Origin of the sequence: Enterococcus sp. AZ167 (genome assembly GCF_051714025.1) — a bacterium.
GTDB lineage: Bacteria > Bacillota > Bacilli > Lactobacillales > Enterococcaceae > Enterococcus_D > Enterococcus_D casseliflavus.
The window spans coordinates 315,660-333,875 of record NZ_JBIORB010000002.1 but is presented as its reverse complement, the minus strand read 5'-3'; the positions used below and the strand labels follow the sequence as shown (position 1 = coordinate 333,875).

At 41.5% G+C, this 18,216-nt stretch carries 16 protein-coding genes and 1 tRNA gene; 6 read left to right on the top strand and 11 right to left on the bottom strand.

Annotation, left to right across the window (positions count from 1 at the left end; all coding sequences use genetic code 11):
- Window positions 1-88: 88 nt before the first annotated feature.
- The 7 genes from IGJ05_RS13225 to rpoN form a co-directional block, all read right to left on the bottom strand.
- Complete coding sequence (locus IGJ05_RS13225; RefSeq protein WP_438725279.1) at window positions 89-3,364, bottom strand: Cna B-type domain-containing protein; 3,276 nt, start codon at window positions 3,362-3,364, stop codon at window positions 89-91.
- A 527-nt stretch (window positions 3,365-3,891) separates the two neighbouring features.
- The gene (gene eno, locus IGJ05_RS13220; protein WP_005228686.1) at window positions 3,892-5,193 is read right to left on the bottom strand and encodes a surface-displayed alpha-enolase; all 1,302 of its coding nucleotides are present in this window, start codon (window positions 5,191-5,193) and stop codon (window positions 3,892-3,894) included.
- 112 nt (window positions 5,194-5,305) lie between these two features.
- Window positions 5,306-6,061, bottom strand: coding sequence for a triose-phosphate isomerase (gene tpiA, locus IGJ05_RS13215; RefSeq protein ID WP_010749804.1), 756 nt, complete (start codon window positions 6,059-6,061; stop codon window positions 5,306-5,308).
- 63 nt (window positions 6,062-6,124) lie between these two features.
- Window positions 6,125-7,315 carry a phosphoglycerate kinase gene (locus IGJ05_RS13210; protein ID WP_005234355.1) on the bottom strand — a complete coding sequence of 397 codons (1,191 nt, stop codon included), beginning with the start codon at window positions 7,313-7,315 and terminating at the stop codon, window positions 6,125-6,127.
- Window positions 7,316-7,414: 99 nt separating this feature from the next.
- On the bottom strand, window positions 7,415-8,416 hold the full coding sequence (gene gap, locus IGJ05_RS13205) for a type I glyceraldehyde-3-phosphate dehydrogenase (RefSeq protein WP_005228677.1): 1,002 nt from the start codon (window positions 8,414-8,416) through the stop codon (window positions 7,415-7,417).
- A 40-nt stretch (window positions 8,417-8,456) separates the two neighbouring features.
- Complete coding sequence (locus IGJ05_RS13200; RefSeq protein ID WP_438725278.1) at window positions 8,457-9,494, bottom strand: sugar-binding transcriptional regulator; 1,038 nt, start codon at window positions 9,492-9,494, stop codon at window positions 8,457-8,459.
- Window positions 9,495-9,737: 243 nt separating this feature from the next.
- On the bottom strand, window positions 9,738-11,057 hold the full coding sequence (gene rpoN / locus IGJ05_RS13195; protein ID WP_266166492.1) for an RNA polymerase factor sigma-54: 1,320 nt from the start codon (window positions 11,055-11,057) through the stop codon (window positions 9,738-9,740).
- Between the two features lie 51 nt (window positions 11,058-11,108).
- Between rpoN and IGJ05_RS13190 the strand changes: the two genes are divergently transcribed.
- A tRNA-Arg gene (locus IGJ05_RS13190) sits at window positions 11,109-11,180 on the top strand.
- Window positions 11,181-11,344: 164 nt separating this feature from the next.
- Here the strand turns inward: IGJ05_RS13190 and rpoE are convergent.
- Both rpoE and IGJ05_RS13180 read right to left on the bottom strand, forming a co-directional pair.
- Window positions 11,345-11,953, bottom strand: coding sequence for a DNA-directed RNA polymerase subunit delta (rpoE, locus tag IGJ05_RS13185; RefSeq protein ID WP_005234347.1), 609 nt, complete (start codon window positions 11,951-11,953; stop codon window positions 11,345-11,347).
- Between the two features lie 84 nt (window positions 11,954-12,037).
- The gene (locus IGJ05_RS13180; RefSeq protein ID WP_005228669.1) at window positions 12,038-12,475 is read right to left on the bottom strand and encodes a DUF1934 domain-containing protein; all 438 of its coding nucleotides are present in this window, start codon (window positions 12,473-12,475) and stop codon (window positions 12,038-12,040) included.
- A 223-nt stretch (window positions 12,476-12,698) separates the two neighbouring features.
- Here IGJ05_RS13180 and IGJ05_RS13175 point away from each other — a divergent pair, with 223 nt between their 5' ends.
- Genes IGJ05_RS13175 through yidA form a run of 3 tightly spaced genes read left to right on the top strand, consistent with a single transcriptional unit; the run spans window position 12,699 to window position 15,702 of the window.
- Window positions 12,699-13,520: a lipoate--protein ligase family protein gene (locus IGJ05_RS13175; RefSeq protein WP_438725320.1), complete on the top strand. Its 822-nt coding sequence runs from the start codon at window positions 12,699-12,701 to the stop codon at window positions 13,518-13,520.
- Window positions 13,504-14,874 (top strand): HD domain-containing protein, encoded by a 1,371-nt coding sequence (locus IGJ05_RS13170; RefSeq protein ID WP_266166493.1) that lies wholly within the window; start codon window positions 13,504-13,506, stop codon window positions 14,872-14,874. The genes IGJ05_RS13175 and IGJ05_RS13170 overlap by 17 nt, the downstream gene beginning before the upstream one ends.
- A gap of 9 nt (window positions 14,875-14,883) precedes the next feature.
- Entirely contained in the window at window positions 14,884-15,702 is an 819-nt protein-coding gene (gene yidA / locus IGJ05_RS13165) for a sugar-phosphatase (protein ID WP_266166494.1), read from the top strand.
- Between the two features lie 45 nt (window positions 15,703-15,747).
- On the opposite strand, the gene IGJ05_RS13160 is transcribed toward yidA, so the two are convergent.
- Window positions 15,748-16,191, bottom strand: a complete 444-nt coding sequence (locus IGJ05_RS13160; protein WP_005228661.1) for an NUDIX hydrolase — start codon at window positions 16,189-16,191, stop codon at window positions 15,748-15,750.
- 147 nt (window positions 16,192-16,338) lie between these two features.
- Here IGJ05_RS13160 and gloA point away from each other — a divergent pair, with 147 nt between their 5' ends.
- Together gloA and IGJ05_RS13150 are read left to right on the top strand one after the other, a co-directional pair.
- Complete coding sequence (gene gloA, locus IGJ05_RS13155; protein ID WP_005228659.1) at window positions 16,339-16,713, top strand: lactoylglutathione lyase; 375 nt, start codon at window positions 16,339-16,341, stop codon at window positions 16,711-16,713.
- A gap of 77 nt (window positions 16,714-16,790) precedes the next feature.
- Window positions 16,791-17,504 (top strand): gamma-glutamyl-gamma-aminobutyrate hydrolase family protein, encoded by a 714-nt coding sequence (locus tag IGJ05_RS13150; RefSeq protein ID WP_015510190.1) that lies wholly within the window; start codon window positions 16,791-16,793, stop codon window positions 17,502-17,504.
- Between the two features lie 155 nt (window positions 17,505-17,659).
- Here IGJ05_RS13150 and tnpA read toward each other — a convergent pair whose 3' ends face one another.
- Entirely contained in the window at window positions 17,660-18,112 is a 453-nt protein-coding gene (gene tnpA, locus IGJ05_RS13145) for an IS200/IS605 family transposase (RefSeq protein ID WP_010750015.1), read from the bottom strand.
- Window positions 18,113-18,216 lie beyond the last annotated feature (104 nt).

Below are 18,216 nucleotides of genomic sequence, written 5' to 3'. Positions count from 1 at the left end.
TTTTGTCGCACGTCTTAATCAAGTCCTATACTTTTAAAAAAACTTTGCCCTGACTTCTAGCAGAGAAGCAGGACAAAGTTTTAATTGGTTAACTATGTTTTCGTCGATAAAGTATGCCAACGCTTGTAACGAGTAAAATACTTCCAAGGATACTCCACTCATAAGAAGAGCGCTCGTTTGTCTTAGGCAATCGTTTTTCAGTAGTCGCATGGTTTGCGTCATTCTTGTTGTCATCTTCCGATTGTTTAGAAGTATCTGGCTTTTTAGGTGACAACGGGACCTGCGGCTTTTTAGGATCACTCGGTGTTTTTGGTGTCTCTGGCCCTGTATAAGTGTTGACTAAGTTATAGCCATTTATTTTGGTGGTGTAATCTGGAACTTTTCCTTCTTGGATCGTGTAGGTATAGGCTTTTCCTTCGGCATCGTATTTTGGCAGCTTATCAAAGCGATAGGACCAGTTGCCTTTTTTATCTGCTTTTACAATTTTTTCTGCGTATTTTTCGCCGTTTTGCATCAGATTGACAGTGATGCTTTCAGGGCGGGTATTGAATTGGTTGTCGTTGTCATTCCAAGTTTTTCTGCCTGAAACTGTGGTTGTTTCCGTATTGACTAGGTCATAGCCGTTTACTTCACTGATATATCCAGAAACAGTTGCTTCTTGAATCGTGTAGACATAGGCTTTTCCCTTGGAATCATACTTAGGCAGATTCTCGAAGTGATAAGTCCAGTTGCCTTCTTTATCGGCTTTTACGATTTGATTGTCGATCTTTTTACCATTTTGCATCAATTTAACAGTAATACTTTCTGGTCGGATGTTGAGCTGATTGTTGTTATCATTCCATGTTTTCGTACCTGAAACTGTTGTTGTTTCCGTATTGCGGTACCTATTGACTAGATCATAACCGTTGATTTCACTGGTGTATCCTGAAACATTTTCTTCTTGGATCGTGTAAGTGTACACTTTTCCTTCGGTATCATACTTAGGCAAATTGTCAAAGCGATAGGTCCAGTCGCCTTCTTTATCTGCTTTTACGACTTGCTTGGCGATTTCTTTATCATTTTGTATCAGATTGACAGTGATGCTTTCAGGACGGGTATTGAACTTGTTGTCGTAGTCATTCCATGTCTTCGTTCCCGATACTTCTGTCGTTTCAGTGTTACGGTAGGTGTTGACTAGGTCATAACCGTTTACTTTGGTGGTATACCCATCAACGGGTGTTTCTTGTATTGCGTAGTCATAGGTCTGACCAGATTCGTCGGTTGTTGGTAGATCGGTAAATTCATAATGCCATTCCCCCTCTTTATTCGGGGTAACCGTTTTTGTTTGGAACACTTCACCATTTTGCAGTAATTGAACCGTAATGCTTGTCGGACGGGTATTAAATTTGTTGTCATAATCGTCCCACGTTTTGGTTCCGCTGACTGTCGTTGTATCAAGAGACAGCAGGTGATTCATTGCAGCTAATTTGATTATCGGTACAACCGTTTCATTGGCTTGAAGATCCCAGCGATGGGTTTCCGCATTGACCAATACCGTATCAGCAATGATACTGCCGTCAACATTTTGGTGGACATCAACTGTATCACCAACAGCCAAAATCGTTCCTTGGAAGGGACTATTAATCGAAATCATTTGATTTTCTGGCTGATTAATAAAATTCCACAGGATAACGGCATCATCAAAATCTTCTGTTTCATGACTATTGCGCGTCGTGCCATCTGTATATTCTAGTTTGATTTGTGACTTGATATTAACGGTACTTGCTCCTTCGGTATCCACATTGATGAGCACAGGAGACGTGCCTTTTGTTAGCCCTTTGATGGTAATAGGTGTATCTTTTTCTAATTCTGTTTTTGAAAGAGTAACGACTACCTTTTGATCTTCTTCATCAATAGTATCTGCCGAAAAGGAAATTGGTTTCTTGTCGATTAGATAACCGTCTGGCGCTTCTGTTTCAACAAAGGAATAATCCCCTTCTGGAAGATCCGTTTCGATTACTTGTCCTTCATCATTTGTGACCTCTTCATCAACCTCTTTATGTGTCTTTTTATTTTGAAGTTCGTAAACACCGTCATCAAGCGGGTTGCCTTGTTCATCCGTTAAGGTCAAAACAACCTCTTGCGTATCATTTTCAGCACGGGCGGTATTGATGACCCGCTGATTATTATCAGTAAAATCTTTGGTTACACTGGGTGTTTGCGGATAGGCTCCTAGCCTTTCTGACGTCGCCTGTAACGTTGAAAATACCTTTTTAAAATCTATATACGGTTCACTTGCAGATTGATCTTGGAAAACTTCGGAAGTTTTCAAATGATCCATTCTCTGTCCATTTACAAAAACGGCAGTTTGTTGATTTTGATCTGCTAAATCTACTGTGACTGATGGGCCAAAGACAACTTTGTTTTTTCTGCTATCAGTTCCTGACACAAAAGAAGAATTTGCGATCGCATTGACCTTTTGAATATAATTGATTTCTGTTGCCAACGAACCATCCTGAATACTGGTTCCAAAATTGACATTGCCATTTAGTTCCCCCACTGCTAAGTTTCCGTTCGTATGGGTATTTAGCGTCGCATGGTTAGCAAAAATATGAAAATACTGGGCTTCTCCTAGAAGTACGTTATCAACTTCTGGCACATCATTTTTAAAGCTGCCGCCACTTGATAGTTTTGAAGCTGCTGGCGCACTTGCTTGTGTATCAAGTGGTGATTCGATTGCTGTTGATGCGGTAGTTGATTCTGCTTGTGGTTGTGACTCGCTGCTTTTTGTTGCAGGCTGGTTTTCAGAAGCCTCTGTTTGTTCCTGACTGTCAGCAAGCACTGCTTCGGCACTCGTTGCTTCTGTGGATTGATTGTCAGGTAGAACAACTGCTACATCTGTTGTGTTGATAATGTCTTCTTTCACTTGTCCATTTTCTTCCTCTGTTTGAAGAAATGCGGATTTGATTGTCAATGTTTTAAGAGCTTTTGTTTGAAACGTTAGCGTCATTTGGCTAAAGGAGCTGCTAGTAGTTTCTTCCATCAGCTGCTGTCTTTGCGGATCATATGTAAATGGCGTGCCGTTGCTTTGGATTGATTCTGGCAGAACCGTTTGTTCTCCTTCACTCAAGCTGAATGCCAGTTGATTAGCAGCAGACTGCTGATTCTTTTCTACCTCGATCGTCCAAGTGATTTTTCCTGTCGTAGGATCTGGTAATGAGATCACTTGCGCTGTTCCTTTTTCATTTTGAAATAGAATTATTTTGGTGTTTCCCTCGGTGTCCGCATGAGCTGTAACGACTGGTAACAATGGTGTCACATAGGACATTACAAGCAAAGACAACATAACAAACGGGTAAGATATTTTTTTCACATAAGTACGCATTTCTCTTCCTCCAAACAACAAATTTTACTCAGGTGATTATCCTAATCGGAAAGAAGAAAAAAAGCAAAGCTAGTAAAATTTCAATTCTGTGAAAAAAGTGAGAGAAACCATTGTTACCTGTCTTTTGATTTCAAGCGAATTCGTGAAAATGAAATAGGATTTCTTTAAAATCAAAATATAAAAGAATAATACTTTCATAAAAAATAGTCAAAATCGATAAAGATTGTTTTGATCGTGACCAAAGTCTTTTTGTTTCAACTCAACTACCCAAAGCCTTTGCCACGCCTTCAACAAAATTTCACTTGTTAGAAAATATCATTTTGAAAATACCGATGAAAACTTTCATAAAATATCCATTTATTTTCATTTTATATTAAAAAAATTTTAGCAGATTCTTTAAAACCTTATGGTTATTTTCTGTCTATTTATAAAATCTCTTAACTTTTATTAAACAAAAAACTCTGATGTCGTGGCAGCTGATAAGAATCAGCCGCCCACAGAACATCAGAGCAAATCAATGAAATTGATTATTTATTTTTCAAGTTGTAGAATGCTTGCAAGCCTTTGTATTCAGCAACTTCACCAAGTTGGTCTTCGATACGTAGCAATTGGTTGTATTTTGCAATACGGTCAGTACGTGAAAGAGAACCAGTTTTGATTTGGCCAGCGTTTGTTGCAACTGCGATATCAGAGATTGTTGAATCTTCTGTTTCACCTGAACGGTGAGAAACGACTGCAGTGTAACCAGCTTCTTTCGCCATTTCGATAGCATTGAATGTTTCAGTCAATGTACCGATTTGGTTAACTTTGATCAGGATTGAGTTACCGATACCGTTTTTGATTCCTTTTTCAAGGATTTCAGTATTTGTAACGAACAAGTCATCCCCTACTAATTGAACTTTGTCGCCTAAGCGTTCAGTTAATAGTTTCCAACCATCCCAGTCGTTTTCATCCATACCGTCTTCGATAGTGATGATTGGGTATTTGTTAACTAATTCTTCTAAGTAGTCAACTTGTTCAGCAGCAGTACGTTTTACGCCGTTTTCGCCTTCAAATTTAGAGTAGTCGTAAACACCGTTTTCGTAGAATTCTGATGATGCACAGTCAAATCCTAGGTATACGTCTTTACCTGGTTCTAAACCAGCAGCTTTGATTGCTTCTAAGATTGTTTCAACACCGTCTTCAGTTCCTTCAAAACGAGGAGCGAAACCACCTTCGTCACCTACTGAAGTTTCTAAACCACGTTTAGACAAGATTGATTTCAAAGCGTGGAATACTTCAGTACCCCAACGTAAGCCTTCTTTGAATGTAGGTGCGCCTACAGGCAAGATCATGAATTCTTGGAAAGCGATTGGTGCGTCAGAGTGAGAACCACCGTTGACGATGTTCATCATAGGAGTTGGCAATACTTTTGTATTGAATCCGCCTAAGTAGTGGTATAAAGGTACTTCTAGGTAATCAGCAGCTGCACGAGCAACAGCGATAGAAACACCAAGAATCGCGTTTGCGCCTAATTTGCCTTTGTTAGGAGTTCCGTCTAAAGCGATCATTGCTTTATCGATAGCCATTTGGTCACGTACATCGTAGCCGATGATAGCTTCTGCAATGATGTTATTTACATTGTCAACTGCTTTCGTTACACCTTTACCGCCATAACGAGCTTTGTCGCCATCACGTAATTCAACTGCTTCGTGTTCACCTGTTGAAGCTCCTGAAGGAACCATTCCGCGGCCGAAAGCACCTGATTCTGTGTAGACTTCTACTTCGATAGTTGGGTTACCACGTGAGTCTAAGACTTCGCGTGCGTAAACATCAGTAATAATTGACATGTTTTGTCTCTCCTTTGAGTTTGTTTTATCTTAAGGGGAAAGCCCCTTGCGAACAACTTAATTGTAGTGAAAAAATCACGATTCTGCAAATGTTATTTTCATGAAAATGAAATTATTTTACAGCATCTAATAATGCTAGGAATGAATCAGCTTGCAAGCTTGCGCCGCCAACTAATGCTCCGTCAACGTTTTCTTTTGCCATGTATTCAGCAATGTTTTCAGGTTTTACAGAACCGCCGTATTGGATACGCACGCTATCTGAAACTTCTTTGCCGTATAATTTTTCAACGGTTTTGCGGACAACGCCACAAATTTCGTCTGCGATGTTTGCATCCGCTGATTTACCAGTACCAATCGCCCAGATTGGTTCGTACGCAATCACAAGATTACTTACTTGACCGTCTGTTAAACCGTCTAAGCCAGCAGTGATTTGTCCTTCGATCCACTCCGCTGTTTTGCCAGCTTCATAGGTTTCTAAAGATTCACCACAGCATAGGATTGGGATCATGCCGTTTGAAAAGATTGCTTTGGCTTTTTTGTTGATGTCTTCATCTGTCTCATGGAAGTATTCACGACGTTCTGAATGACCAATGATGACATAGTCAACACCTAGATCTGCTAAAGCTGCTGGTGAAGTTTCACCAGTAAAGGCACCTTCATTTTCCCAGTAGCTGTTTTGAGCAGCAATTTTTAATTCTGTTCCTTCAGCAGCATTCACTAATGTTTCTAAGAATAGAGCTGGCGAACCGATCACAGAGTCAACTGTATCGTTGCTAGGAATTTTTGTTTTGACTGCTTCAGCAAATTCTTTTGCTTCTTTCGCAGTTTTGTTCATTTTCCAGTTTCCGGCAATAATTGGTTTGCGCATGTTCTGGCACTCCTTTTCGTTATCAAGCGTGCAAAGGAGATCCTTTGCACGGCTTGTCATTGATTATTTATCGTTGATCGCAGCTAGGCCAGGAAGTGTTTTTCCTTCTAGCAATTCAAGGCTGGCACCGCCACCTGTTGAGATGTGGGTAAATTTGTCAGCAAAACCTAATTGTTCTGCTGCAGCTGCAGAGTCACCGCCACCGATGATCGTTGTTGCATCTTCAAGGTTGGCAATTGCTTCACAAACACCGATCGTACCATTTGCGAAGTTAGACATTTCAAACACACCCATAGGTCCGTTCCAAACGACTGTTTTTGCGCCTTTTAATGTTTCAGCAAACAAAGCGATAGTTTCAGGTCCGATATCTAAGCCCATTTGTCCTTCAGGAACATCACCAGTATGTTCTTCTGTTGGGACATCATTTGAAAATTCAGCAGCAGTGATTGAATCAACTGGTAATACTAATTTATCGCCAGCTTTTTCGATCAATTCTTTTGCTAATTCTACTTTGTCTGCTTCCACAAGAGAATTACCGATTTCCATGCCTTTTGCTTTGTAGAACGTATACGTCATTCCGCCGCCGATCAAGATTTTGTCTGCTTTAGGAATCAAGTTTTCGATTACGCCGATTTTGTCAGATACTTTTGCTCCACCAAGAATCGCGATCATTGGACGTTTTGGTTCTTCGACTGCTTCACCGATGAATTTGATTTCTTTTTCCATTAAGAAACCAGCAACTGTTGGGATACCTGTTGAAGCGATCCCTACGTTTGAAGCGTGTGCGCGGTGTGCGGTACCGAAGGCATCATTTACAAAAACATCGCCTAAAGAAGCCCAGTATTTACCTAGTTCAGGATCGTTTTTGCTTTCTTTTTTGCCATCGATGTCTTCGAAACGAGTGTTTTCAAAAACAACGACATCGCCATCTTGCATGTTGTTGATCGCTGCTTCTAATTTTTCGCCGCGGGTTTCATCCACGAAAGTTACTTCTTTGCCTAACAATTCGCCTAGACGTTTCGCAACTGGCGCTAAAGATTTTCCAGCTTTATCTGCTTCTTCTTTCACACGACCTAAGTGTGAGAAAAGAATTGCTTTTCCGCCGTTTTCGATCACGTAATTGATTGTTGGTAATGCTGCTTTGATCCGTGTATCGTCTCCGATCACTCCATCTTTCAATGGAACGTTGAAGTCCACACGTACAAGAACTTTTTTATCTTTTAAATCGATATCTTGAACTGTCATTTTCGCCATGAACAGATTCCTCCTAGCATAATTGTTAAAAAAAGCGGAGAAGCGCGATGCTTCCCCGCTTTCTCTTGCGATGGTTTAAATTAAAGTCGTTCGCAACTCTTATAGGTTAGCGAAGTATTCTAAAGTACGTACTAATTGTGCAGTGTATGACATTTCATTGTCGTACCAAGCAACAGTTTTAACTAATTGTTTGTCGCCAACAGTCATAACTTTTGTTTGAGTTGCATCAAATAATGAACCGTAAGTCATACCAACGATATCAGAAGAAACGATTTCGTCTGTGTTGTAACCGTAAGATTCGTTTGAAGCTTCTTTCATTGCTGCATTGATTTCATCAACAGTTACTTCTTTGTCAAGAACAGTAACTAATTCAGTTAATGAACCAGTTGCAACAGGAACACGTTGAGCAGCACCATCTAATTTGCCGTTCAATTCTGGGATTACTAAGCCGATCGCTTTAGCAGCACCAGTTGAGTTAGGCACGATGTTTGCAGCAGCAGCACGGGCACGGCGGAAGTCACCTTTAGGGTGTGGTCCGTCTAGAGTCATTTGGTCACCTGTGTAAGCGTGGATTGTAGTCATTAATCCTTCAACTACACCAAATTTGTCGTTCAATGTTTTCGCCATAGGAGCTAAACAGTTTGTTGTACATGAAGCACCAGAGATAACTGTTTCTTCACCTGTTAAAGTTTCATGGTTTGTGTTGTAAACGATTGTTGGAACATCGTTTCCACCAGGAGCTGAGATAACTACACGTTTTGCACCAGCTGTTAAATGTTTTTCAGCAGCTGCTTTAGAAGTGAAGAATCCAGTACATTCTAACACGATTTCAACACCTAGTTCGCCCCAAGGCAATTCTTCAGGGTTGCGGTTAGCTAAAACTTTGATTTCGTTTCCGTTCACATTGAATGAACCTTCGTGAACTTCAACTGTACCGTTGAAACGTCCTTGTGTTGTATCATATTTTAACAAGTGAGCTAACATTTTAGCATCTGTTAAGTCATTGATAGCCACAACTTCGATTCCTTCTACTTCTTGGATACGACGAAATGCTAAGCGTCCGATACGTCCAAATCCATTAATACCTACTTTAACTGTCATTTAAGATTTCCTCCTTATGAAAATCATAAAAATATTTATTTTAAAGGGTTGCCCCTTTTAAAATCTCATTTGCGCAAGCTTCATCGGTGATGAGCCAGGTTTGTTTTGGTGCATTTTTCATGTATGCATTGACCGCTTTGGCTTTTGATTGTCCGCCAGCGACCGCAAAAATGATTGGGACTTTTTGCAAATCTTTTAATTGAAGTCCGATGCGAGGAACTTTGTAGACGACCTCGCCAGCTTCGTTAAAGAAATACCCAAAGGATTCTGCAACTGCATTTTTTTGTTTTAACATCAGAATTTCTTGTTCTGACATTTTTCGTCGAGCCGCCATATGCAACGCCCGTCCAATACTATGAATAACACAATTCGCTTGACTTATCAAGTTTAAGACATCAACGATGGCGGGTTCTTTCAAGAGAAACTCGTAGGTGCTCATGCTTAATTGTTCTGGTACAAACAAGGAGCGATAATCGCCGTTTGTCTGCATCGCCATTACTGAGCTGACTGAGTTTGCTTGCACGTTGACTGATTCTCCGATACCGCCACGGGCTGGAACAAACAAGTTATGACGTTTGGCGGTTTCCAAATTGCCCAATTCCTCGGCAACTTTCGCCATTGTCGTCCCTCCCATCACTGCGATGGTGTTTTTGCCTTCTGGCAATAAGAGATCCAACGATTCATTCAGCAACTGGCCAAATTCAGCAATCACTTTCGGTTGTCGATCACCATCGCCGCTCGCAATCAAACAACGTTCGATGCCAAAGGTCTCTGATAATCGTTTTTCGATTTGGTGCATTCCGAACAGCTGATCCATCAGTGCACCGATCTTCGTGTACACTTCTTCTCCATAGGCGGTCAATTGCATGCCGCTTTTTGAAGAGTCGATCAGTTTTAGCTTTTTAAGGATATCTGTTTCCGTCCTCAACACGCGTTCCGTCATTGATAAACTTTCCGAAAGTGTCCGGCGGCCAACGGGCTGCATCCAATAAATATTTCTTAAGATACGGTAACGTTCCTGGAGTACAGCGAGAATATCCGGGGTGATTGCCTCAATCAATTTTAATTCATCGAGCATTTTATATCCTCCCGTTGGACAATTTTCGTCCTACAATGACTTAAAATGACCCATCGATTGCAAAAAAAATTTAAATCTGTTTCCTACACCAATAATAGTAGCACTTATCGCCTTGATACGCAACTATTTCAGTCACAAAATCTTGCTTTTCATAAAATCGTCATAATTTGAAAAAGAGGAAAGGATCGATAAAAAAAGGAAAGGCTTTGCTGCCTTTCCTACTCGTTAATAGTACGTTTTGCTTTACTCGAATCGTTTCCGCTTGGAAGAACCTGGGATATTCATAGCTTCACGATACTTTGCCACCGTTCGTCTGGAAATATCGATGCCCTGGGCTTTGAGGGCATCTGTCAACTTCTGATCTGACAATGGTTTATTTTTGTTTTCTTCATCGATCAGTGCCTTTAGCTGCTGTTTGATCGATGCCGTCGTCAGGTCATCACCGCTTTCTTGTGTCGAAACTTTCTGTCCAAAAAATAGTTTTAATTCAAACACCCCAAAGGAGGTTTCCAAGTATTTCCCGTTGACCGCTCGGCTGACCGTTGATTCATGAATCCCTAATTCTTCGGCAACTTCTCTTAAAACCAATGGCTTTAATGGGCGATCTGGTTGAGTGAAAAACTCCTTTTGCCGTGCAACGATCTGCACCCCGACACGATAGATGGTATCCCCTCGTTGCAGCAAGGTCTTTTTCAGCCACTCGAACTCTTGGGCTTTATTGTCTAAATAACTTAAGACCTCTGGATCACCGCTTTGCTTCAATTGATCAAAATATTGCTGCTGAAAGCGAACCTCTGGTAAGGCGCGTTTGTTTGATTTCACGATCGGCTGTCCTTTTTCAACCGTCACCCGCAGGTCAGGAACGATGTAAAGCCCATCGGTTGACCCAAACGCAGCCCCTGGTGTTGGGGTCAATGTTTGAACATAATCAAAGACCTTTTGGATCTCAGTTAATGGAATCTGCAGCGCTTTGCTGATTTTGTCCCACTTGCGCTCTGCCATTTCCGTAAAAAATTCTTCTAAAATGAGATAGGCCGTTGGCGGCGCATAGTCATCTCTTTCCGTTTGCAGCATCAAACACTCTCTTAGATCACGAGCACCAACGCCTGCTGGATCTAGCTGCTGGATCAAGGTCAAGGCATCGAGCATTTGGATTGGGGTCCCACCAACAAGTTTTCCAGCTTCTTCCAGATCAATCGTCAAAAAGCCGTTTAAATCAATGTACTCGACTAAAAATAAAACGATCGTCCGCAAGAAGGTATCTCGGTAGTTTAAATGCACTTGATCAATGAGGTATTCGAATAAAGACGTATGCTGGTCAGGGATCTGGCTTAAATAATCCATCAATTGTTCTGATGAGCCATTGCTTTTGCTTGGTGTGATGGGCGAATCATATTCCCCCAGATCAATCAATGGATTTTCTAATGCTTGGTTATCTATGAAGGACAATAATTCGTCTGCAGAAAATTGCAACACTTGGATCGATTGCTGTAATTTCTGCGTCATAGCAAGCTTTTGCGTCTGTTTTTGTTGTTGTGAAAATTGCTGTTGAAATTTCATCATTCTACCTCTTGTTTTTTTCACTGAAATTGGTTAAACTAATATTTGTGCTTCGCGCCTTTAGTGTAGTGGATATCACGTAAGATTCCGGTTCTTGAGACGGGGGTTCGATTCCCTCAAGGCGCGTTTTTTCTTTTCGTTACAAGTATACTCGATTCAAATCAATAATTCAAAAGCACTTAGGGACCGCTGATGCGGTTCCTTTTTTATTTGTATCTATGTAAGAAGGCGAACTCGTCCTTCAACGATTAAAAGCTGCTTGCGGCCATAAGGCGAAAAAAAGAAGAGGATTACTCCTCTTCTTCCTCTTCATCCGCAAAATCATCTTCATCATCGTCATCGATAATGGTTAGATCTTCCTCAATGCTGTCAGGTAATTCTTCTTCATCATCGGTGCTATTGTCGGCGCCGATTTCTTGCAAGTCTGAATTGTATGCCGAGATTTCTTCATCCTCGTCATCATCATCATCAAAGAGATCATCTTCTTCGTCATCTGACAAATCAGTATCCTCAGGATCATCATCGTTATAATCGATTGCGTCTTCATCATCGTTGATAAAGGCATTGACTTTTTTACGTTTGCGACGACGTGGTGTATCTTCATCCTCGTCTTCGATGCCATGGTTGACTTCTTCATCGATCGAATCAATGGCGTACCATGAACGTAAGCCCCAACGATTGTCGCCTAAAGAAATAAAACTACCGTCGATATTCAAGTCTGTATAAAACTGCGCCAATGAATCACGAATCTCGCTGTCTGAAGTTTCAAGATAGTTTTGAATTTGGTTGACCAAATCAGAAAAATCCATCACGTCACCGCGCTGCTCTAAAATCGCATGGGCAACTTCAATCATCGACAATTCGTTTTTATTTACACCTTCAAATACATTAATTTCCAAACGGGACACGTCCTTTCACAGTCTACTCCTAATCATACAAAATTACGCCTCAAATTGCAATTTTTTCTTTCAATTTCCCTTTGATCAAGCGGTAAATTCTAAAGATAGTTTGTATTCGCCGACTTTGTCAGCAGCCATGAACAAGTCATAATCGATATCGATCTTTCCCGAGTATGGACGGTCTTTCAAGCTAACGTGCAGGTGATTGGTGAAGGTGTGGAACATCATCAAACCATACGGGGTTTGGTAGCTCGTCTCTAACCGTTCCTTATAAGAAAATTTCAAACGCATGCGCATTTCCCCTGAGCGAATCAATTGAATCAATCCGTCTGGCATGATTTTCATCGTGACGGGAACGTCGGTACCGTCTGGCTGGATCTCTTTGTAACGGATATATAAGGTATCACCGATCTTGACTGCTTGTCCTTGCAGATCAAACAGAAAGTTCTCTGTTTCCCCTGCTTGACGTACATTGGTTGTTAAATGAATCGAGATTGGGATTCCTTTTGATAATTCTTGCATGTACGTGTGCCTCCTTTGAAGATTTCAGTTTCATTCTTGCTTTTTTTCATTCGTTTGTCAATCATTTCAGTTGATTCTCCTTGGTCTATTTCTTCATTGAAAATAAAAAAGCGAAAACAAAAGCAAGTTTTCATTCTTTTCTCCAAGTAATTTTCCAAGAATCGTATATAATAAGGATAACAGGTATTTTTAAAGGAGTTTAACCGATTTGACTATCTATATAATGGATCAAACCTTACCACGTATCCACAATCCTTATGAGCCGTTTGCTTTCACCGATGTTGCCACCGAAGCTGCTGGCAAACTTGAACAAGTTTATTGTCATTTTTGGCAGTTGTCCGATACGATGATTTTAGGAATGAAAGATACCCGGCTGCCTTTTTTGATAGATGGTCTGCAGGTTCTGAAAGAAGCTGGCTATGACTCGATCATCCGCAACTCAGGCGGGCTTGGGGTCATCAATGATGCCGGTATTTTGAATGTCTCCCTCATTTTCCCTAAACATTTGGCTGCCACTACGGATGCAGCCTATGAAATGATGGCGACATTGTTGCAAACAGCCTTTCCTGAGCGGACAATTTTGGCTTATGAAATTGCTGACTCGTACTGCCCAGGCACCTATGACCTGAGTATTGACGGAAAAAAAATTGCTGGCACAGCACAACGACGGATCAAAGACGGCGTGGCTGTCATGATGTATCTGAGCATCAATGGCGACCAACCAGCCCGCAGCTCTCTCGTTCGTCGTTTTTACCAAGCAGGTTTAAAAGAGCGCTTTGGTACGGATGGCTATCCAGCCGTCAATCCTGCGAGCATGACCACTTTAGAAGCGGCTCTCGGCCGTAAGTTTACCACACAAGAGGTGATTGACCGCTTGCAAAAAGCCCTGCTTTTCTTGATCACAGACCAATCCCTATATCCGCTTGAGTCACTGGATCAATGGCTTTCAGAAAATGACCTTAGCGAACAAATGCAGCAACGCTTAGCTGGCATGGAAAAGCGAAATCACCCAATAAAGGAGTTTAGCGATGAGCCTACCATATAAATATCAAACCTTAGCGATAGAAAAAGTGTTTCGTGACCCTGTTCATAACTATGTCCATGTGCAGCACCAAGTGATTTTAGACTTGATCAATTCCAAAGAAGTGCAGCGTTTGCGACGAATCAAACAACTAGGGACTGCTTCTTTCACCTTTCACGGAGCAGAACACAGCCGCTTTTCTCACTCCTTGGGGGTTTATGAAATCAGCCGCCGCATTTGCGATATTTTCCAACGCAATTATTCGATTGAAAAAGTTGGACCGAACGGCTGGGATGATAAGGAGCGTTTAGTGACCTTGTGTGCAGCATTGCTTCATGATGTGGGCCATGGTCCATACTCCCACACCTTTGAGCATATTTTCCATACAGACCATGAAGCCATCACAGTGGCGATCATCACTTCTCCTGAAACGGAAGTTCATCAGATATTGAACCGAGTGGAGGCTGGATTTCCTGAGAAAGTGGCAAGTGTTATCACTAAAACCTATCCCAATCCCCAAGTCGTTCAAATGATTTCCAGTCAAATCGATGCTGATCGGATGGACTACTTGCTGCGCGATGCTTATTTTACCGGCACTGAATATGGCACGTTTGATCTGACCAGAATTTTACGAGTGATTCGTCCGTACGAAGGCGGTATTGCTTTTTCTATGAATGGCATGCACGCTGTGGAGGACTACATCGTCAGTCGTTACCAAATGTATGTGCAAGTTTATTTCCATGCGAGTTCTCGAGGGATGGAAGTGATCTTAGCCCATTTGCTGGATCGTGCTGCAGAACTTTATCAAGTGGATCAGGAAATGTTTCAAAGCCATTCGCAACTGCTTCTCCCATTTTTAAAACAAGAATTCACTTTAGATGAATACTTGAAACTCGACGATGGCGTGTTGAATACCTACTTTACCCAATGGACGGAAGAGAATGATCCGATCCTCAGCGATTTAGCCAAGCGGTTCTTAAATCGTAAACCGCTAAAATCCGCTCGCTTTGACGATGAGACACAGTTGCCGATGATTGGAGAAATGCAGGGACTGGTGGAAAAAGTCGGCTTCAATCCCCGCTACTATACTGCCATCAATTCAAGCTTCGATCTGCCTTATGATTTTTATCGACCAACTTCTGGTAAGCATCGGACACAGATCGAATTACAGGAAAAAGATGGTTCCCTTGTAGAATTATCCCAAGCCAGTCAACTTGTTGCAGCCTTAGCAGGACAAACCCAAGGTGACCAACGCTTTTATTTTCCAAAAGAAATGATTGACCCCAACATCCAAAATCACTATGATTTATTTGGAGAGACGTATCAAGAGTTTGCCAAGCACATTCGCAATGGTGCTTTGATCAAACCAAGCCACTAGGAGGAACTTATGAGTATCAAACTGATCGCCATCGATATCGATGGCACCCTGCTGAACAACGACCGCAAGATCACTCCAGCAGTTTACAAAGCATTAAAAGACGCAGAAGCACAAGGCGTGCGCATCGTTTTGTGTACGGGACGCCCCTTAACTGGTGTCCAAGATTTATTGAAGGAACTAGACTTATTTACGGACAATGATTTCGTGATTACCTACAATGGCTCTTTGGTTCAAAAAACCAAAAATCAAGAGATCATCTCTGAATTCGGCTTGTCCCAAGATGACTATCTCTTTGTTGAGATGACTGCGAGAAAATTAGGGGTTCACCTTCATGTAGAAACTGAGGATACCATGTATACCGCTAACCGCGATATCAGTCCTTACACGATTTATGAAGCCTTCTTAGTCAACATGCCATTGAAATATCGGACACCAGAAGAAATGACTGCTGACTTGAATATCATCAAAATGATGATGATCGATGATCCCGAAATACTGGATCAGATCATCCCACAATTGCCGAGTAGTTTGACCGACAACTACAATGTGGTTAAAAGTGCTCCATACTTCTTGGAAGTCCTAAATAAACAAGCACATAAAGGAGCTGCTGTCAAAAAATTGGCGGAGCACTTAGGCATCAAACAAGAAGAAGTCATGGCGATCGGCGATAATGAAAATGATTTAACCATGGTGGAATATGCTGGTATCGGTGTGGCGATGGCCAATGCTACTGAAAACGTGAAAAATGCCGCAGATGTCCTCACCGCTTCAAATGAAGAAGACGGTGTAGCAGAAGTAATCAAAAAGTATGTTTTAACAAATAACTAAGTGCAAAAAAAGTCAGGTTTCCTTTTTATCGGAAGCCTGACTTTTTTATTTTGCCAACCACTGTTCAACTGCCCATTTATGGCTGCCGCGTTTCAATCGTTGGATCGCTTCTTCTGGCGTGTGCCAAGACAATTGATTGGTTTCTTCTGTCGGTTCGCAAACTTTTTTCCACTGTGTCATTAAATAGAAATAGCCCGGGTGATGGTAAAATGTATCGCGATGGCGCGAATAGAAGTATTCAACTGCCTCCCCTAGATACTCAGCGATCTCCCCTTCAAATCCAAGTTCTTCAATCAATTCTCGTTGGATCGCTTCTTCTTTGCTCTCATTTGGCTCAATTTCACCACCGGGCAAAAAGTATGCGCCGTTGGGTGCTTGCACCAAGATCACTTCATTTTTTTCGTTTGGAAGAACGACATACGCCCCATATCTTGATTTGTATGGTTTCCCCGCTTCTTTTTCCCCGAACACAATTTCCTTTTCTGGCATGATTCCCTCCACCAACACTTTCTTTCCATTTTACCCTATGCCAATAGTCTGGACAAGCTGGAAATAACGCTCGGTTGTCTTTTATTCGTTACAAAAAGAGAAAATATGTTATCATACAACTATCAAGATCGAAAGGATGATTTACCCATGAAAATGGCTCACACATGTGTCCGCGTCAAAGACTTAACGGCTTCTCTAGATTTTTATCAAACTGCCTTTGGTTTTGAAGAATCTCGCCGTCGTGATTTTCCTGAACATAAATTTACTTTGGTTTACTTAACTTTGCCTGGTGATGATTACGAGCTAGAGTTGACCTATAATTATGACCATCCTGGCTATGAGTTAGGCGACGGCTATGGCCATATCGCCATCAGTACCGATGATCTAGAAGCGCTTCATGAGAAGCACCAAGCGGCTGGATTTGATGTCACTGATCTGAAAGGACTCCCAGGAACTTCTCCTTCTTACTATTTTGTGAAAGATCCTGATGGCTACAAAATCGAAGTTATTCGCGAAAAATAAAGCGAAGGTGATCGAAAAAAGGACCTCGTGTCCTTTTTTCTTTTTCGATCCATTTACTAGTAGAAAGGTTTGATCAAATGAAGCCTATTATCGGCATCGCTGCTAATGAACGACCAATGATTGAAGAAGCAGAACATTGGTTGTCCTATACACCCAAAAATTTTGTGACCCATATCCAACAAGCCCAAGGCATCCCCCTATTATTACCAATGGGTGTCGTGGAAGATGCTGCGACTTACATCAGCAAAATCGATAAACTCTTGTTAGCCGGTGGTCATGATGTCTCCCCTGTTCACTATGGCGAAGACCCTCATCCCTTGATTCAAGGTATTCATCCTGATCGTGATGTCTTTGAATTGGCATTGATCAAAGAAGCAGTGGCTCAAAACAAACCGATCTTTGGAATCTGCCGCGGCATGCAGTTACTCAATGTCGCATTTGGCGGGAGTTTGTACCAAGATCTCTCTTTGATCGATCACCCAACGATCAAACACGTGCAATTGCCGACGTTCTTTCAATTCCCTACACATCGGGTAAAAATCAAGGCAGACAGTCGTTTGGCTGCTCTTTTAGGCACAACCTATCACGTCAATTCTTTTCATCACCAAGCAGTCAAAACCGTTGCGGATGATTTCAACGTGATTGCCACCGCTCCTGATGGTGTCGTTGAAGCCATTGAATCCACCGCCTATGGCGCACCGATCTTAGGCATTCAGTGGCATCCTGAGCTAGCCGCTCACAAGCTGCCTTCTGAGCAATCGATCTTCAACTTTTTTGTGCAGGAATTCTAAAGTCTTGCCCCTTGTTTTCTAGATTTTAGCGAGTAAATATCCACCCGTGAAACGGGTGGCTTTTTAACAGCCCTAGAAGGGCTCACCACTCGCTAGCCCCTTAAAAGGGGCTTTTTAAATGACCACCAACCGCTCACAGCCCTATCTCTCTTTAACTATTTAAATGGATCTACATACTCTTGTTTACTTATACTATCTCTTATTCGATCATCTGCTTCTTGTTCTCGAATATATTTTTCAATTGTTTTTTGATTTAACCCAACCGTACTCACGTAGTATCCTTTGGACCAAAAGCTTTTATTCCCATACTTATATTTCAAATTCGCATGTTTTTCATGGATTAAGGTTGCACTTCGTCCTTTTAAGTAGCCCATAAAACTAGAAATACTAATCTTTGGTGGTATTCTTACTAACATATGAATATGGTCAGGCATGGCATGAGCTTCAATGATTTCAACATCTTTCATCTCATACAATTTTCTTAATATCTGATTAATACTTACTCTTAACTTTCCATAAATCACTTTTCGTCGATACTTCGGGGTGAAGACTATGTGATACTTACAATTCCATCTGGTATGTGCTAAACTTTTATCGTCGTTAGACATAAAAAAACTCCTTTCGATCTGATATGCGGCTGGTAGCCACTATTAGTATATCGAAAGGAGTTTTTTATCGCTAAAGCTATTTCGTCCACGCGTAGAAACGCGCG

Excerpts from the sequence above, each read along its gene's own strand:
- IGJ05_RS13225 (WP_438725279.1), bottom strand. The coding sequence starts at position 3,364 with ATGCGTACTTATGTGAAAAAAATATCTTACCCGTTTGTTATGTTGTCT.
- eno (WP_005228686.1), bottom strand. The coding sequence starts at position 5,193 with ATGTCAATTATTACTGATGTTTACGCACGCGAAGTCTTAGACTCACGT.
- tpiA (WP_010749804.1), bottom strand. The coding sequence starts at position 6,061 with ATGCGCAAACCAATTATTGCCGGAAACTGGAAAATGAACAAAACTGCG.
- IGJ05_RS13210 (WP_005234355.1), bottom strand. The coding sequence starts at position 7,315 with ATGGCGAAAATGACAGTTCAAGATATCGATTTAAAAGATAAAAAAGTT.
- gap (WP_005228677.1), bottom strand. The coding sequence starts at position 8,416 with ATGACAGTTAAAGTAGGTATTAATGGATTTGGACGTATCGGACGCTTA.
- IGJ05_RS13200 (WP_438725278.1), bottom strand. The coding sequence starts at position 9,494 with ATGCTCGATGAATTAAAATTGATTGAGGCAATCACCCCGGATATTCTC.
- rpoN (WP_266166492.1), bottom strand. The coding sequence starts at position 11,057 with ATGATGAAATTTCAACAGCAATTTTCACAACAACAAAAACAGACGCAA.
- IGJ05_RS13180 (WP_005228669.1), bottom strand. The coding sequence starts at position 12,475 with ATGCAAGAATTATCAAAAGGAATCCCAATCTCGATTCATTTAACAACC.
- IGJ05_RS13175 (WP_438725320.1), top strand. The coding sequence starts at position 12,699 with ATGGATCAAACCTTACCACGTATCCACAATCCTTATGAGCCGTTTGCT.
- IGJ05_RS13170 (WP_266166493.1), top strand. The coding sequence starts at position 13,504 with ATGAGCCTACCATATAAATATCAAACCTTAGCGATAGAAAAAGTGTTT.
- yidA (WP_266166494.1), top strand. The coding sequence starts at position 14,884 with ATGAGTATCAAACTGATCGCCATCGATATCGATGGCACCCTGCTGAAC.
- IGJ05_RS13160 (WP_005228661.1), bottom strand. The coding sequence starts at position 16,191 with ATGCCAGAAAAGGAAATTGTGTTCGGGGAAAAAGAAGCGGGGAAACCA.
- gloA (WP_005228659.1), top strand. The coding sequence starts at position 16,339 with ATGAAAATGGCTCACACATGTGTCCGCGTCAAAGACTTAACGGCTTCT.
- IGJ05_RS13150 (WP_015510190.1), top strand. The coding sequence starts at position 16,791 with ATGAAGCCTATTATCGGCATCGCTGCTAATGAACGACCAATGATTGAA.
- tnpA (WP_010750015.1), bottom strand. The coding sequence starts at position 18,112 with ATGTCTAACGACGATAAAAGTTTAGCACATACCAGATGGAATTGTAAG.